This window comes from Caballeronia sp. GAWG1-5s-s, assembly GCF_023631445.1.
Lineage (GTDB): Bacteria > Pseudomonadota > Gammaproteobacteria > Burkholderiales > Burkholderiaceae > Caballeronia.
In genome coordinates, this window is the sequence record NZ_JALQDC010000003.1 from 287,488 (window position 1) to 301,094 (window position 13,607).

The window sequence follows — 13,607 nt, forward strand, 5'->3', positions numbered from 1 at the left end:
CCGCGGTTGAAACATCCGCCGACCGTCGCTGAGAAACGACGGGTCCGGCCGCAGTGTCACCCTTCAAGGACGCTTGGCCTTGTACGAGAGAATCCGCCGCCGATCCGCTCCGCGATGCGCTCCCAGTCGCGGCGTGCGCCTGCGCGTCGTCGCTCGACGCATCGCTCCCGCGACGCTCCAGCGCCGGACGCACCGCGTCGGCATGGCTGTGCGCTTCCGAAGCTCGATCGCCGACCGATCCGGCCGCGCTGGCCGACTTCGTCGGCGCGACGCCCGCATCCTGCTGCGCATAGAAGTACGCGCCCGCCGCCGCGCCTGCGACGACGCCGCTCACCAGCACCGCCAGCATCTTGCGCGCCGGCCGTCGCGCCGGGGCGGCCGGCTCGTCGCCCGGCTCGACGAGGCTCGGATAAGACGTCACCATCTTTCGACGCGCGAGCCGCGTGAGCCAGTTGGTGTTGCGCAGATCGACGAAGTCGTATCTCTCCTCGATGGGCGCAACGGCCGCCGCGTCGGCGACGCTCGTAAAGACAGCACCGTGGCGATCCGCGCCGCAGTACGGGCAGGTCGCCTCGCCGGTAGGCGAAATGGCGTGGCAGCGGCCGCAGATGACGGCGTCCAGCGTCAGTGAAGATTCGGATTGCGTCATGGCGCGCTCGTTCGAGTTATGGCTCGCGCAACGCGCGAAGCGAGGTCACGGCAGCGGTATATCCATGGCAACCGAAACCAGGTTGCCCGCAGGCGCGTGTCCTCGTGACACGCCCCGCGCCGGGATGCCGCGACGCCGATGCAGAGCCCATTCTTGCGACGCAAGCGGCAACGCGTCTAAGCGATTGCGCACATTCGCGTCATCATCGCGTCAGGGAAAACGCGGGTGCGTGCGTTGGGCATCTCGCGACGAACGCACGTGCTGTCGTGCGTTCGGGAGCGGGCGGAACGATGAGTACGCCTGTGCTTTGTCGGACGGCTTCGCGCGCCAATAGGGCGATAGGCGCGGCAACGCCGTCGATAAGTGCCGGACCGGACAGCCTGAAGACCGAATGCGTCGAGTTCGGTAAGGACCGCGAAGCAATGCGCAAGGCGACGTGAGCGTGGACTCGGCGGTTTTGTCCGTGCGCCGAGTGTCCGCGATACAAAGCGCGAAGGTCAGACGCGCCGCCCATCGCCTCTCACTGCCAGCGAACCGCGAGCAACGCAAACACCGCACCCCGCGCGGCCCAAACGCAAAAAAGCCGCTCGACGAGCGGCTTCTTCGAAAAATCTGTGGTGCCCAGGGCCGGAATGCGATGGCACTAGGGCAGGCCGCAAAGCCTTACAGGGCGGGGCTGCTGCTGCGGTAGGGTTGAGAAGTTACCACCGAGCTTACCACGCGCTGGTGTAATTGCTCTCGATGTGAGACCTTTCAATCACTTGCTGGGCGCGCTCCAACGCGTTAAAACTGCGGTAGAGAAGGAAGAGCAGCTTCCTCGATTCAGGCACGACTTTGCCTTTCCGAACTTGCCGAGTGATCGAATCAAGCTGGTCGTCAATCTGCTTCTGGCAGATCTGAAGCGATATTTCTGTGCCGCTCAGGTCTGGAGGTTTTTGATGCATGCTTTCTTCTACTGTGAACGTGGCTGGTGACACGAGTTAGCATAAAGCGCGCCATGCAGTAGGCCCCTGTGCGAAGTTGGATTCAACAAACGCGGCGATGACCGCAAGACCTTCCATTCATTTCGGCATGGATTTGCCACCGCATGCAGGGCCGCACAAGTTCCGAAACGGACGCAGTACGGGATTGCGGGGGCACACGGACGGCAGCGCAGTGGTCACCTATGGCGAATTGCCGTTGAAAGGCTAACGCGGCGGCTATGGCGCGAATCCGGTTCGATGGATTCCCTATCAAATAGTCGTATTCACCGCAGGCCTCTCGATATCTCCGCCAAGCAGTCTAGTGGCCGACCACTGTAAGGGGGTAACGAAACGTTATGCCCCCACCAAAGGAGGAGCCCAGGAGCTCACGTTCATCCCTGAGCGTGATGTCTACCGCCTCGTGATGCGCTCCAAGCTCCCCGCTGCCGAAGCCTTCGAAGAGTGGGTAGTGGGCGAAATTCCCCCTGTGGGGCCTCAACGCTCAAGCCGCAACCTTCAGGCGCTACTAGGCGACGCATCATAAATTACGCGCAATACTCGGCACGCACGCGAGTTATAACTTCCTCCAAGCTCTGGCGAGTTCTCACGTCACTTTCCATCGCGCCTATCGATTGCCTTGCGCGCGCCCTCAGGCAGCGCAGCAAACACATCGGCAACCATCTTAGGCCGCGTTATGCGGTCCTCAACAATCAGGTTGACCAGTGCAAAGAGACTGGCGGAGATTTCCGCTACGTCCTCCGGGTCCATCTTGCCAGGATGCACGGCGTTATTCCCAACAACACGGACAACATCAAGGGCCTGCTGTATCTGAGCAGGCATACCTTGCTTAACTAGGTCCCCAATCTGGGCATTGATGCTGTCACCAGGTCTGACGCTATGTGGTTTGCGTCTTACCGTGGCGGTAAAACGGCAATCCCTGAAGACCTCAGCCATCCGAAGAACATCCGAGTTTGGTTCCGGGAGCAGGAATCGAACGACCCTCCAGCCCCCGACCTGGACCTCTCAGCCTACCCTGCGCCCCGCCAGCGCATCTCCATCGAGACAGCAAAGAAGGTCAACAAGCTCGTAGCGATGGTCGAGGGCGGTGAAGGTCAGGAGCAGCAGACCGCCAAGAAGTACCTGAAGAAGCAAGCTGAAAAGTTCGGGATGGCTGCTGAGGAGCTCACTGAGCTTGCCAAGAAGACAGACCCGATGCGGGGAGTAGGCCCTGACCAGGCCAAAGCGCGCGACCAGAACCTGACCACCATCGGAGCAAAGCTCGCAGAGATTGCAGCTTTCCTCAAGGCAACCCAAGCGATGAACCAGGCAGCACCGCTGACCCGTGAAGTGGTCATCGCCCTTCTGGATCAGGTCTGTGACCAACTGAACGTTATCTGAGGCAAACAACATGGCGCGGGGTAATGAGCTGTGTACCCGCGTCAATCCCTGAGCGCCTTTACTGACAACCCTCAGCGGCCATAAGGCCACCCCTCGCATTTCCCGTTAGTCCTTTTCCAATCGTGACGCTCCTTCATCGGGCGGGTGTCGCCACGCCCATATTCGCCCGGTTCCCTTTATTCACCCACCACCATGCCACCTAACGACACCCAGCAAATCACTCCACGGGGCCAAGCGGCTCCATCAGGCCTGCAGGTAGCTGATGCCGTGTCTGCATTGCACCGCTCCTCGTTTGTGTATCTCGGGAAGGCGAACCGCTGGCCGGGACGGGCGTTCTCTTTGATCCGTTGCGCTGCCCATAGAGACGCACCCAGTAGAGGCACCTCTCGGGCCGTGAAGCTGGTCTTGAGAGACCGCCAGGGGTGCTCTCGAATAACGATGTGGGGGATGGGACCATCCAGCACCAAGTCATCAAGTAGCAGCCCTGTCACCTCACCGATGCGCGTTCCAGTATCAGACAAGAGAGCGATGAGCCAGCGGATGTAATCATCGACCTCTCGGCACTTTGCCTGTACAGCGGTGAGCTCATCGGGCGTGAAGGGAACCCGCTTCTTCTTGTCGGAGCCTTCCCCGGCGATTTGGAGGGATTCGAAGGGGTTGGTGCGGGTCAGCTCCTTCTCGCTGATATAGGAGTTCATGACCGCATTGACGGTGCTGAGGCGTCTACGGATAGTTCCGGTCTTGAGCCCCGCAGCCTGCTGCTTCGCTACGAATGCCCGCGCATCAGCACGAGAGACCGCTTCAACGGGCTTATCACCAACGGCATCAATCAACGTCTGGAAGGCAGCGCGCGAAAAGTTGGCGAACTTCTCATCGTCCCGCTTCTTGTGATGCTCTAGATAGAGCTCGAAGGCATCGCTAAGGGAATCCCTCAGGGTGCCTGCAAGCATCTGCATGGCCGTGCTTTCGACCTTGGAGAGATAGTCGCCGCCATTGGCATCCCGATAGACCTCCTCATCCCCTGCTGCATGGGCTACGCGCTTCTTATCGAGATGGTCATGCAGGAGCTCAATGGCGTGCTCCATCTCCTCGTCACGCTCACCGCTCACCGCAATGCCCCAAGCAGCCAAGAAAGCCTCAGCGTGCTTCTTGGTGGCCCTCAGTGAGGAGTCGGGGTCTGCTCGCAGGGATTCCCATTCCTTCTCTAGCTGGCGATTGAGGGCCCCAATCTTGCGCGCCGCCTCACTGATATCAGACGTGTGCAGGTTGAGCTTGATCGTCGTTTTGCCGTATTGGGCCTGAAGGTCCCTAGGCACTGGGCGCTGGAAGTAGTGGGTACTACCACGCTGGTAACAGTACTTCAAGGTAATGGAAAGTACGCCAGAGCGTATCTGCATGTTGGTAACTACCACATAAGTTACCACAGAAACACGCCCTTATGAGCCGGAGAGGCTTACTGCGTAAGGCATTGCGGGGAGAGGGGTGGTGCCCAGGGCCGGAATCGAACCGGCACGCCTTGCGGCGGGGGATTTTGAGTCCCCTGCGTCTACCAATTTCACCACCTGGGCATGCTGAGTCGGCGATTATGACCCAAAACCGCGCGCTCGGCAAGCAGCGCCGGTTGTCCGCGAATTACTGGCTCAGATACGTAAACGCCCCGTTGCGGACGATGCCCATGACGCTCGCGCGCTGATCGAGACCGACGTGGTCGCTCGCGCTCGTATTGACGACGCCGTTCGGCACCACCAGCTCATGCGCGTGCTCCAGTTCCGACCGCAACGCCACGCGGAACTCCTTCGTTCCCGGCTTGCCCGCCTTCAGCGCGCGCGTCGCCGCGTCCTGCAAACGCGGATAGACGCCCGCCGCGTCGCCGGCGAACTGCGTCACCGTGCCCTTGCCGTACTTGTCCTCGTAAGCATCGACGAACGCGAGCGCCGCCTTCTTCGACGGATGATCCGCCGGCAGCGTGCGCGCGACGACCACCGGCTGCGTCGGAAAGAGCGTGCCTTCGACATCTTTGCCGCCGAGCTTGATGAACTCCGGCGTCGCGATGCCGTGCGTCTGGTAGATCGCGCCCTTGTAGCCGCGCTCGACGAGCGTGCGCTGCGGCAGCACGGTCGGCGTGCCCGCGCCCGCGATCAGCACGGCATCGGGCTTCGCGGCCATAAGCTTCAGAATCTGGCCGGTGACGCTCGCGTCCGTCCGGTTGAAGCGTTCGGTCGCGACTATCTTGATGTGGCGGAGATCCGCGAACTTCGTGAATTCGGAGAGCCAGCTATCGCCGTAGCTGTCCGCGAAACCGATGAAGCCGACCGTCTTCACGCCGTGGTTGGACATGTAGCGCGTCATCACGTCGGCCATCGCGCGGTCGGTCTGCGCCATCTTGAACGCCCAGACCTTCTTGCCTTCCTGCGGTTCGACCACCGACGCCGAGCCGATCAGCGTGATCATCGGCGTCTGATATTCGGCGACCGGATCGAGCGCCGCGAGCGCGGCCGGCGTGATGTTCGGCCCGACGATCACGTCCACCTTGTCCTCGGTGATCAGCTTGCGGATATTGCGCACCGCCGCGCCGGGGTCCGAGCCGTCGTCGAGAATGATGTACTGCGCATCCTGTCCCGCGATGGTCTTCGGCCACATCAGCATCGCGTTCTTGCTCGTGATGCCGATAGCAGCGGCAGGCCCCGTGCTCGACAGATCCACGCCTACCTTGATCTGCGCGTGCGCGGCGGCGGACAACACCGCCAGCGCGGCGCCGGCGGCGAGCCGGCGCGTGAATTTCGACAACGTCATCGGAAAGCTCTCCAGGGAAGTTCGTGTTTTTGTGATCGGCGTTGCGCCGTCGCCTTCAGAGTCAGAGTTCGTAGCTTTCATGCTCGCCGGAGAGCGCCTGTTCGATCAGCTTCCGGTTCATCGAGGGCGAAAGCAGCTCGACGAGCGTATACACATAGCTGCGCAAATAAGCGCCTTGCTTGAGCGCGAGCCGCGTGACGTTCGTGCCGAACAAATGCCCGACCGGCATCGCGCGCAGATGGCGGTCGCGCTCCGGATTGAACGCAATATCCGCCAAGATCCCGACGCCGAGCCCCAGTTCGACGTAAGTCTTGATGACGTCCGCGTCGATGGCTTCGAGCACGATATCCGGCGTCAGATTGCGCAACTGGAACGCGTGGTTGATCTTCGTGCGCCCGGCGAAAGCCGCTTCGTACGTGATGAGCGGGTACTGCACGAGATCGTCGAGCGTGAGAAGCTTGCGTTCCAGCAGCGGATGCTCGGGCAGCATGACCGCCAGATGCTGCCACTGGAAGCAGGGCAGCGACACGAGTTCCTTATAGTTGGCAATGGCTTCGGTGGCGATGGCGATGTCCGCCTGATCGTGAATGACCATCTCGGCGACCTGCGTCGGGCTGCCTTGCAGGATGGACAGATGCACTTTCGGGAAGCGTTTCTTGAATTCCGCGATGGCCGACGGCAGCGAGTAGCGCGCCTGCGTGTGGGTCGCGGCGATCACGAGATTGCCCTGGTCCTGCGCCGCGTAATCCTTGCCGACGCGCTTCAGGCTTTCCACTTCCTGCAGGATTTTCTCGACGGAAGCGAGAATGATGCGCCCGGGTTCCGTCAGCGACCGGACGCGCTTGCCGTGCCGCGTAAAGATTTCGACGCCCAGCTCGTCTTCCAGCTCGATGATCGCCTTCGACACGCCCGGCTGCGATGTATAGAGCGCCTTCGCGGCTTCGGTCAGGTTGAAGTTCTGCCGCACGGCCTCCCGCACGAAGCGGAACTGATGCAGATTCATTTATAACCCACGCGCATATCAAAGTAATTTTTCAGTCGTTTGCAATATATAGCAGGTTTATTACTATCAGTCCAATTTTTCCAATATCCATAGCTGTTTTCGTCATTAGCAAATGAGCGTTCCGTCTGAACGCTGTGCGCGCCGGCGAATCAATGGATATCTGACGCGCGGCGCAACCTAGGGCGCCGGCGGCTAAACAAAAACTTGGGGCCCCCGAATGTACCAATACGATCAGATCGACCAGCGAATCGTTGACGAACGAGTCGCGCAGTACGCCGATCAGGTTCGCCGGCGTCTGTCGGGCGAGTTGAGCGAGGAAGAATTCCGTCCGCTGCGGCTGCAAAACGGCCTGTACATGCAGCGCCACGCGTACATGCACCGCATCGCGATTCCGTACGGCAACCTGCGCAGCGACCAGTTGCGCATGCTCGCCACCATCGCGCGGGAGCACGACCGCGGCTACGGCCACTTCTCGACGCGCACGAACATCCAGTTCAACTGGATCGAGCTGGAAGAAACGCCGGAAATCCTGCGCAAGCTGGCATCGGTGCAGATGCACGCGATCCAGACGTCGGGCAACTGCATCCGCAACATCACGGCGGACCAGTTCGCGGGCGTGGCGCCGGACGAAACCGTCGATCCGCGTCCGTGGGCCGAAATCATGCGCCAGTGGTCCACGTTCCACCCGGAATTCGCGTGGCTGCCGCGCAAGTTCAAGATCGCCGTGTGCGGCTCGGCGGAAGACCGCGCGGCCGTGCAGATCCACGATCTCGGCGTGTATCTGAAGAAGAACGCGCAGGGCGAAGTCGTCGCGAGCATTCTCGCGGGCGGCGGGCTCGGCCGCACCCCGATCATCGGCGCGGTCATCAAGGAAGACCTGCCGTGGCAGCACTTGCTCACGTACTGCGAAGCCGTGCTGCGCGTCTATAACCGCTACGGCCGCCGCGACAACATGTACAAGGCGCGCATCAAGATTCTCGTGAAGGCGCTGTCGCCCGAAAAGTTCGCGAAGCAGGTGGAAGAAGAGTGGGCGCACCTGAAGGATGGTCCCTCGACGCTCACGCAGGACGAAGTGGACCGCGTGTCGAAGTTCTTCGCGCCGCCCGTCTACGAAAAGCTGCCGGACACGGACGCCTCGTATGAGAAGCACCTGATCGAAAGCAAGCCGTTCGCGCGCTGGGTCGAGCGCAACGTGCGCCCGCACAAGATTGCCGGCTACGCGGCGGTCACGCTGTCGCTGAAGCCGACGGGCGTCGCGCCCGGCGACGCCACCGACAAGCAGATGGACGAAGTCGCCAATCTCGCCGATGAGTTCTCTTACGGCGAAATCCGCGTCTCGCACGAGCAGAACCTGATTCTCGCGAACGTGAAGAAGCGCGATCTGTTCGCCGTCTGGGAGCGCGCGAAGGCGATCGGCCTCGCGGCGGCGAACATCGGCCTGCTGACGGACATCATCTCGTGCCCGGGCGGCGATTTCTGCTCGCTCGCGAATGCGAAGTCGATCCCGATCGCGCAAGCCATTCAGGAGCGCTTCGACAACGCCGACTATGTCTACGACCTCGGCGACCTGTCGATCAACATTTCGGGCTGCATGAACGCGTGCGGTCATCACCACGTCGGCAACATCGGCGTGCTGGGCGTCGATAAGGACGGCTCGGAGTGGTATCAGGTGACGCTCGGCGGCGAGCAAAGCTCGGGCGCGACCGGCGCGCATCTCGGCAAGGTCATCGGACCGTCGTTCTCGGCGCACGAAATGCCGGACGTCGTCTCGAGCGTGATCGACACCTTCGTCGAGAACCGCCTCGAAGGCGAGCGCTTCATCGAGACGTTCGGCCGCATCGGCATCGCGCCGTTCAAGGAGCGCGTGTACGCATCGCGCCAAGCCCACGCTTAAGGATCTGCAGATGACGTTGATTATCAAAAACCGCGCGGTCGTCGAAGACGATTTCACCGTCGTGCGCGCAGCCGAAGACGGCGCGCTGCCGACAGTCGATGCGCTTCCCGCAGGCAAGGTGATCGTGCCCTTCGCGCTGTGGAAGGACGCGAAGGACGCGCTCGTGGCGTCGCGCGCGAAGGAATCGATCGGTGTGTGGCTCGCGCCTGACGACGAACCCGCCGACCTCGCGCCGGATTTCGACAAGATCGCGGTGATCGCGGTCGATTTCCCGGTGTTTCGCGATGGCCGCGGCTTTTCCATCGGCCGCCTGCTGCGCGAGCGATACAACTGGACGGGCGAGTTGCGCGCCATCGGCGACGTGCTGCGCGATCAGGTGTTCTTCCACTACCGCTGCGGCTTCGACGCTTTCGCCGTGCGCGCGGACAAGGACATCAACGACGCGCTCAACGCGTTCAACGAATTCAGCGAGCTGTACCAAGGCGCGACCGACAACCCGGAACCGCTGTTCCGCCGCCGCGCCGCGGTGCTCGCCACGCTCGGAGCCTGAGGCATGACGCCAGAACTGCAAGCCAAGGTTGAACGCCTCGACGCGCTGCTCGATTCGATCGCAGCGCGCCACGAGCGCGTCAAGCTAGCCAGCAGCCTCGCCGCCGAAGACATGGTGCTCACGCACGCCATTCTTTCGCGCAAGGTCGGCATCGGCATCTTTTCGCTGAACACGGGGCGTCTGCACGCGGAAACGCTCGGCATGATCGATCGCGTGAAGGAACGCTACGGCTACGACATCGAGCAGTTTCATCCGCAGCAAGCCGCTGTCGATGAATACGTGCGCGATCATGGTCTGAATGCGTTCTACGAGAGCATCGACCTGCGCAAGAGTTGCTGCCATATCCGCAAGGTCGAGCCGCTCAACCGCGCGCTCGCCGATGTCTCCGCTTGGGTCACGGGCCAGCGCCGCGAGCAGTCGGTGACGCGCGCCGAACTGCACGAAGAAGAGCACGACGCGCCGCGCGGCATCGCGAAGTTCAATCCGCTGGCGGACTGGACCGAAGCGGACGTGTGGGACTACCTGAAAGCGTTCGACGTGCCGGTGAACCCGCTGCATGCGCGCGGCTATCCGAGCATCGGCTGCGAGCCCTGCACGCGCGCCGTGCGCCCCGGCGAGGACAGCCGCGCGGGCCGCTGGTGGTGGGAATCGCGCGATACGAAGGAATGCGGCCTGCACATGACCAACATCAGCAGCATCAAGATCGTCCAGGAAGCGCCGAGCTCCGCGATCTGACAAGGCGCACAGACGCCGCCTGAACCCTGTTACCGAACGCGGCTTGGCGAACCATGCCGCACAAAAAAGGATCGACGAACATGAGCACCACGCTCGACCCCAACGTCACCGCCCCGATCGTCAATCAGGCGACGCGGATGGACCACCTCGACTGGCTCGAAGCCGAGTCGATCCACATCCTGCGCGAACTCGTCGCGGAGTGCAGCAAGCCCGCGCTGCTGTTCTCGGGCGGCAAGGATTCGGTCGTCGTGCTGGCGCTCGCGTTGAAGGCGTTCGGCCTCGGCGGCAACCGCAAGACCGTGCTGCCGTTCCCGCTCGTGCATATCGACACGGGCCACAATTTCCAGGAAGTGATCGACTTCCGCGACCGTCGCGCGGCCGAGATCGGCGCGGAACTGGTCGTCGGCCACGTCGAGGATTCGATCAAGAAGGGCACCGTGCGCCTGCGCCGCGAGACGGATTCGCGCAACGCCGCGCAAGCGGTCACGCTGCTCGAAACCATCGAGCAATACGGCTACACGGCGATGATCGGCGGCGCGCGCCGCGACGAAGAGAAGGCGCGCGCGAAAGAGCGCATCTTCTCGTTCCGCGATGAATTCGGCCAGTGGGACCCGAAGGCGCAGCGCCCCGAACTGTGGAGCATCTACAACGCGCGTCTGCATGCGGGCGAGCATCTGCGCGTGTTCCCAATCTCGAACTGGACCGAACTCGACGTGTGGCAGTACATCGCGCGCGAGAAGCTGGAACTGCCGTCCATCTACTACGCGCACGATCGCGAAATCGTGCGTCGCAATGGGCTGCTCGTGCCGGTGACGCCGCTCACGCCGGTGCGCGAAGGCGAGACGCCGGAGATCGCGCAGGTGCGCTTCCGTACCGTCGGCGATATCAGCTGCACGTGCCCGGTGGCGAGCGACGCCGACGACGTCGAGAAGATCATCGCCGAAACGGCCGTGACCGAGATTACCGAGCGTGGCGCCACGCGCATGGACGACCAAGCGTCCGAAGCCGCGATGGAACAGCGCAAGAAGCAAGGCTATTTCTAAGCATCACGCTCCGAGGAACCAACGAATCATGAGCATCTATCAAGCGGAAGACCTGGGCGTGTTGCGCTTCATCACGGCGGGCAGCGTCGACGACGGCAAGAGCACGCTGATCGGCCGCCTGCTGTACGACAGCAAGGCGGTTCTGTCCGACCAGTTATCGGCCATTTCGCGTGCGAAAAACAAGCGCACCGTCGGCGATGAAATCGACCTGTCGCTGCTCACGGACGGTCTCGAAGCCGAGCGCGAGCAGGGCATCACCATCGACGTCGCGTATCGCTACTTCGCGACCGCCAAGCGCAAGTTCATCATCGCGGACACGCCGGGACACGAGCAGTACACGCGCAACATGGTGACGGGCGCATCGACCGCGCACGCCGCGATCATTCTCGTCGACGCGACGCGCGTCACGTTCGAGAACGGCGAAGCGCAACTGCTGCCGCAGACCAAGCGCCACAGCGCCATCGTGAAGCTGCTCGGCCTGCAGCACGTGATCGTCGCGATCAATAAAATGGATTTGGTCGAGTACAGCGAGACGCGCTTCAACGAGATCCGCGACGCGTATGTCGCGCTCGCGCGTCAGCTCGGGCTGGAACATGTGCGCTTCGTGCCGGTGTCGGCGCTGAAGGGCGACAACATCGTGAGCGCGAGCGAGCGCATGCCGTGGTACGCGGGCGAGCCGCTGCTCGATCTGCTCGAATCGCTGCCGGTCGCGCAGCCGAACGAACAGGCGCTGCGGTTCCCGGTGCAATGGGTCGCGCGTCAGGACGGCTCGCAGGCCGACGACTTCCGCGGCTACATGGGCCGCGTGGAGGCGGGCGAAGTGCGCGTGGGCGACGCGATCAACGTGCTGCCCGCGAATCGCCAGGCGACGGTCGCGGAGATCATCGCGCCGGTGCCGGGCGGCGTCGCGTCGGTGAATCGCGCGTTCGCGGGCCAGACGGTGACCATTCGTCTCGCCGAAGACGTGGACGTGTCGCGCGGCGATACCTTCGTCCCGGCGACGGCGACGGTGGCCCCGGCGAAGAAGCTCGAAGCCGACCTGTGCTGGTTCGACGAAGAGCCGCTTTCGCCGCAGCGCAAGTATCTGCTGAAGCAGACGACCAATACCGTTTTCGCGCGCATCGGCGCGGTGAAAGAGGTGCTGGACGTGCACACGCTGTCGCATTCGGTGGACCGCACGACGCTCGCGATGAACGACATCGGCCGCGTGGCGCTCACGCTGCAAAAGCCGATCGTCGCGGACGAGTACGATACGCATCAGGGCACCGGCGCGTTCGTGCTGATCGACGAGGCGACGCATCACACGGTTGCGGCCGGTATGATCCGCGAAATCGCGGCTTGATGCTTGATGACGGACGGAATGCACATGGGTAAGGTCTATCTGATCGGAGCGGGACCGGGCGCGGCGGATCTCATCACCGTGCGCGGCATGCGCTTGCTTGAACAGGCGGATGTCGTGCTGCACGACGCGCTGATCGAGCCGGCGATGCTCGACTATGCGCCGAACGCAAAGCGGATCGCAGTCGGCAAGCGCTGCGGACAGCGTTCGACCGCCCAGCATTTCATCAACAAGCAGATCGTCGATGCGGCGCGGGAGCATGGCGTCGTCGTGCGGCTGAAGGGCGGCGATCCGATGCTGTTCGGCCGTGCTGACGAGGAGATGCGCGCGCTCGAAGCGGCGGGCATCGAGTACGAAGTGGTGCCGGGCATCACGGCGGCGCTCGCGAGTGCCGCGACGCTGCGGCGCTCGCTGACGTTGCGCGGCGTATCGCGCAGCGTGGCGCTCGCCACGCACAGCCGCGCGGCGGACAGCGAGGACATTCGCGAGCAGGCGAAGGCCGATTCGCTCGTCTTCTACATGGGCCGCGACAGCGCGGCGGATATCGCGCAGCAGTTGATCGACGCGGGGCGGCCCGGCTCGACGCCGGTGGCGATCGTGGAGGCGTGCAGCACGCCGCGCGAACGCACGCTCACGCTGACGCTCGCGCGCATGGCCCTCGGCGAGGCGCAGGCGTGGCTCGACCCGTCGCAGCCGAGTCTGTTGATGATCGGCGAGGCGTTCAAGGAAAGGGCGTCGGCGGGAAAGCCGAAGGTGCACCTTAAGGGGATGCAGGCGGCGGCTTGATTTTCAGGCTCGCGAAAGACAAAAAGCGCATCGGGCACGATGCGCTTTTTCTTTGTGCGCGCGTTAAACGTCCGTTTGCCGCACGCAGTACGCGGCCACCGCATCCAGCACCGCATCATCCTCGCCGACCGCCGTTGCGCAGTGAATGACCACCTGCGGATGCGCCTCCCGACACTTCGCCACCACTTCGGGCAAATCCCGCCGCACATGTCCGCCTTGCCCGAAGAACACCGGAACGACGGTGATCGCATCACACCCGTCCGCGGCTTGCGCGGCGACCGCTGCAGGCAAATCCGGCGTCATCAATTCGAGAAACGCGAGCGACACCGGATCGCCCCGCAACGCGCGCAGCTTCGCCGCTAGGCGTTCGAACGGCTCGGCCCAGCGCGGATCGCGTGCGCCGTGTCCGAAAAGGATGATGCCGTGTCTGCTCATCGCGTTGTCCTCCGCTAAGC

The 13,607-nt window shown here is 62.9% G+C and carries 15 protein-coding genes and 1 tRNA gene; 9 read left to right on the forward strand and 7 right to left on the reverse strand.

Features of this window, described 5'->3' with window-relative positions:
* Nucleotides 1-202: 202 nt before the first annotated feature.
* Nucleotides 203-631 (forward strand): hypothetical protein, encoded by a 429-nt coding sequence (locus tag NCR34_RS03745; RefSeq protein WP_250499085.1) that lies wholly within the window; start codon nucleotides 203-205, stop codon nucleotides 629-631.
* 731 nt (nucleotides 632-1,362) lie between these two features.
* Here the strand turns inward: NCR34_RS03745 and NCR34_RS03750 are convergent.
* Nucleotides 1,363-1,593 (reverse strand): hypothetical protein, encoded by a 231-nt coding sequence (locus tag NCR34_RS03750; RefSeq protein ID WP_250499086.1) that lies wholly within the window; start codon nucleotides 1,591-1,593, stop codon nucleotides 1,363-1,365.
* A gap of 340 nt (nucleotides 1,594-1,933) precedes the next feature.
* Between NCR34_RS03750 and NCR34_RS03755 the strand changes: the two genes are divergently transcribed.
* Entirely contained in the window at nucleotides 1,934-2,155 is a 222-nt protein-coding gene (locus tag NCR34_RS03755) for a BRO family protein (RefSeq protein ID WP_250499087.1), read from the forward strand.
* 65 nt (nucleotides 2,156-2,220) lie between these two features.
* Here NCR34_RS03755 and NCR34_RS03760 read toward each other — a convergent pair whose 3' ends face one another.
* Nucleotides 2,221-2,565 (reverse strand): DUF4145 domain-containing protein, encoded by a 345-nt coding sequence (locus NCR34_RS03760; RefSeq protein WP_284506464.1) that lies wholly within the window; start codon nucleotides 2,563-2,565, stop codon nucleotides 2,221-2,223.
* On the opposite strand from NCR34_RS03760, the gene NCR34_RS03765 reads away from it, so the two are divergent.
* A complete protein-coding gene (locus NCR34_RS03765; RefSeq protein ID WP_250499089.1) occupies nucleotides 2,509-3,009 on the forward strand; it encodes a hypothetical protein in 501 nt (166 codons plus the stop codon). The genes NCR34_RS03760 and NCR34_RS03765 overlap by 57 nt on opposite strands.
* Before the next feature lie 176 nt (nucleotides 3,010-3,185).
* Here the strand turns inward: NCR34_RS03765 and NCR34_RS03770 are convergent, their stop codons facing one another.
* The 4 genes from NCR34_RS03770 to NCR34_RS03785 all read right to left on the reverse strand — a co-directional run bounded on the left by NCR34_RS03770 (nucleotide 3,186) and on the right by NCR34_RS03785 (nucleotide 6,805).
* Nucleotides 3,186-4,406, reverse strand: coding sequence for a DUF6538 domain-containing protein (locus NCR34_RS03770; protein WP_250499090.1), 1,221 nt, complete (start codon nucleotides 4,404-4,406; stop codon nucleotides 3,186-3,188).
* 86 nt (nucleotides 4,407-4,492) lie between these two features.
* Nucleotides 4,493-4,577: transfer RNA gene (locus NCR34_RS03775), tRNA-Leu, on the reverse strand.
* 64 nt (nucleotides 4,578-4,641) lie between these two features.
* The gene (locus NCR34_RS03780) at nucleotides 4,642-5,802 is read right to left on the reverse strand and encodes an ABC transporter substrate-binding protein (RefSeq protein WP_250499091.1); all 1,161 of its coding nucleotides are present in this window, start codon (nucleotides 5,800-5,802) and stop codon (nucleotides 4,642-4,644) included.
* A 61-nt stretch (nucleotides 5,803-5,863) separates the two neighbouring features.
* Nucleotides 5,864-6,805 carry a CysB family HTH-type transcriptional regulator gene (locus NCR34_RS03785; RefSeq protein WP_250499092.1) on the reverse strand — a complete coding sequence of 314 codons (942 nt, stop codon included), beginning with the start codon at nucleotides 6,803-6,805 and terminating at the stop codon, nucleotides 5,864-5,866.
* 217 nt (nucleotides 6,806-7,022) lie between these two features.
* Here NCR34_RS03785 and NCR34_RS03790 point away from each other — a divergent pair, with 217 nt between their 5' ends.
* The 6 genes from NCR34_RS03790 to cobA all read left to right on the forward strand — a co-directional run bounded on the left by NCR34_RS03790 (nucleotide 7,023) and on the right by cobA (nucleotide 13,152).
* Nucleotides 7,023-8,699, forward strand: a complete 1,677-nt coding sequence (locus tag NCR34_RS03790; RefSeq protein ID WP_250499093.1) for a nitrite/sulfite reductase — start codon at nucleotides 7,023-7,025, stop codon at nucleotides 8,697-8,699.
* A 10-nt stretch (nucleotides 8,700-8,709) separates the two neighbouring features.
* Nucleotides 8,710-9,249 (forward strand): DUF934 domain-containing protein, encoded by a 540-nt coding sequence (locus NCR34_RS03795; protein ID WP_250499094.1) that lies wholly within the window; start codon nucleotides 8,710-8,712, stop codon nucleotides 9,247-9,249.
* A 3-nt stretch (nucleotides 9,250-9,252) separates the two neighbouring features.
* The gene (locus NCR34_RS03800; protein ID WP_206467712.1) at nucleotides 9,253-9,984 is read left to right on the forward strand and encodes a phosphoadenylyl-sulfate reductase; all 732 of its coding nucleotides are present in this window, start codon (nucleotides 9,253-9,255) and stop codon (nucleotides 9,982-9,984) included.
* Nucleotides 9,985-10,064: 80 nt separating this feature from the next.
* Nucleotides 10,065-11,027 carry a sulfate adenylyltransferase subunit CysD gene (gene cysD, locus NCR34_RS03805; RefSeq protein ID WP_206467713.1) on the forward strand — a complete coding sequence of 321 codons (963 nt, stop codon included), beginning with the start codon at nucleotides 10,065-10,067 and terminating at the stop codon, nucleotides 11,025-11,027.
* Nucleotides 11,028-11,055: 28 nt separating this feature from the next.
* A complete protein-coding gene (locus NCR34_RS03810) occupies nucleotides 11,056-12,369 on the forward strand; it encodes a sulfate adenylyltransferase subunit 1 (RefSeq protein ID WP_284506465.1) in 1,314 nt (437 codons plus the stop codon).
* A 24-nt stretch (nucleotides 12,370-12,393) separates the two neighbouring features.
* Nucleotides 12,394-13,152 carry a uroporphyrinogen-III C-methyltransferase gene (gene cobA / locus NCR34_RS03815; protein WP_206468189.1) on the forward strand — a complete coding sequence of 253 codons (759 nt, stop codon included), beginning with the start codon at nucleotides 12,394-12,396 and terminating at the stop codon, nucleotides 13,150-13,152.
* Between the two features lie 63 nt (nucleotides 13,153-13,215).
* On the opposite strand, the gene NCR34_RS03820 is transcribed toward cobA, so the two are convergent.
* Entirely contained in the window at nucleotides 13,216-13,587 is a 372-nt protein-coding gene (locus NCR34_RS03820) for a sirohydrochlorin chelatase (protein WP_250499095.1), read from the reverse strand.
* Between the last annotated feature and the right edge of the window lie 20 nt (nucleotides 13,588-13,607).

Coding starts and splice junctions, on each gene's coding strand:
- NCR34_RS03745 (WP_250499085.1), top strand. CDS start 203: ATGGCTGTGCGCTTCCGAAGCTCGATCGCCGACCGATCCGGCCGCGCT.
- NCR34_RS03750 (WP_250499086.1), bottom strand. CDS start 1,593: ATGCATCAAAAACCTCCAGACCTGAGCGGCACAGAAATATCGCTTCAG.
- NCR34_RS03765 (WP_250499089.1), top strand. CDS start 2,509: ATGTGGTTTGCGTCTTACCGTGGCGGTAAAACGGCAATCCCTGAAGAC.
- NCR34_RS03760 (WP_284506464.1), bottom strand. CDS start 2,565: ATGGCTGAGGTCTTCAGGGATTGCCGTTTTACCGCCACGGTAAGACGC.
- NCR34_RS03770 (WP_250499090.1), bottom strand. CDS start 4,406: ATGCAGATACGCTCTGGCGTACTTTCCATTACCTTGAAGTACTGTTAC.
- NCR34_RS03780 (WP_250499091.1), bottom strand. CDS start 5,802: ATGACGTTGTCGAAATTCACGCGCCGGCTCGCCGCCGGCGCCGCGCTG.
- NCR34_RS03785 (WP_250499092.1), bottom strand. CDS start 6,805: ATGAATCTGCATCAGTTCCGCTTCGTGCGGGAGGCCGTGCGGCAGAAC.
- NCR34_RS03790 (WP_250499093.1), top strand. CDS start 7,023: ATGTACCAATACGATCAGATCGACCAGCGAATCGTTGACGAACGAGTC.
- NCR34_RS03795 (WP_250499094.1), top strand. CDS start 8,710: ATGACGTTGATTATCAAAAACCGCGCGGTCGTCGAAGACGATTTCACC.
- NCR34_RS03800 (WP_206467712.1), top strand. CDS start 9,253: ATGACGCCAGAACTGCAAGCCAAGGTTGAACGCCTCGACGCGCTGCTC.
- cysD (WP_206467713.1), top strand. CDS start 10,065: ATGAGCACCACGCTCGACCCCAACGTCACCGCCCCGATCGTCAATCAG.
- NCR34_RS03810 (WP_284506465.1), top strand. CDS start 11,056: ATGAGCATCTATCAAGCGGAAGACCTGGGCGTGTTGCGCTTCATCACG.
- cobA (WP_206468189.1), top strand. CDS start 12,394: ATGGGTAAGGTCTATCTGATCGGAGCGGGACCGGGCGCGGCGGATCTC.
- NCR34_RS03820 (WP_250499095.1), bottom strand. CDS start 13,587: ATGAGCAGACACGGCATCATCCTTTTCGGACACGGCGCACGCGATCCG.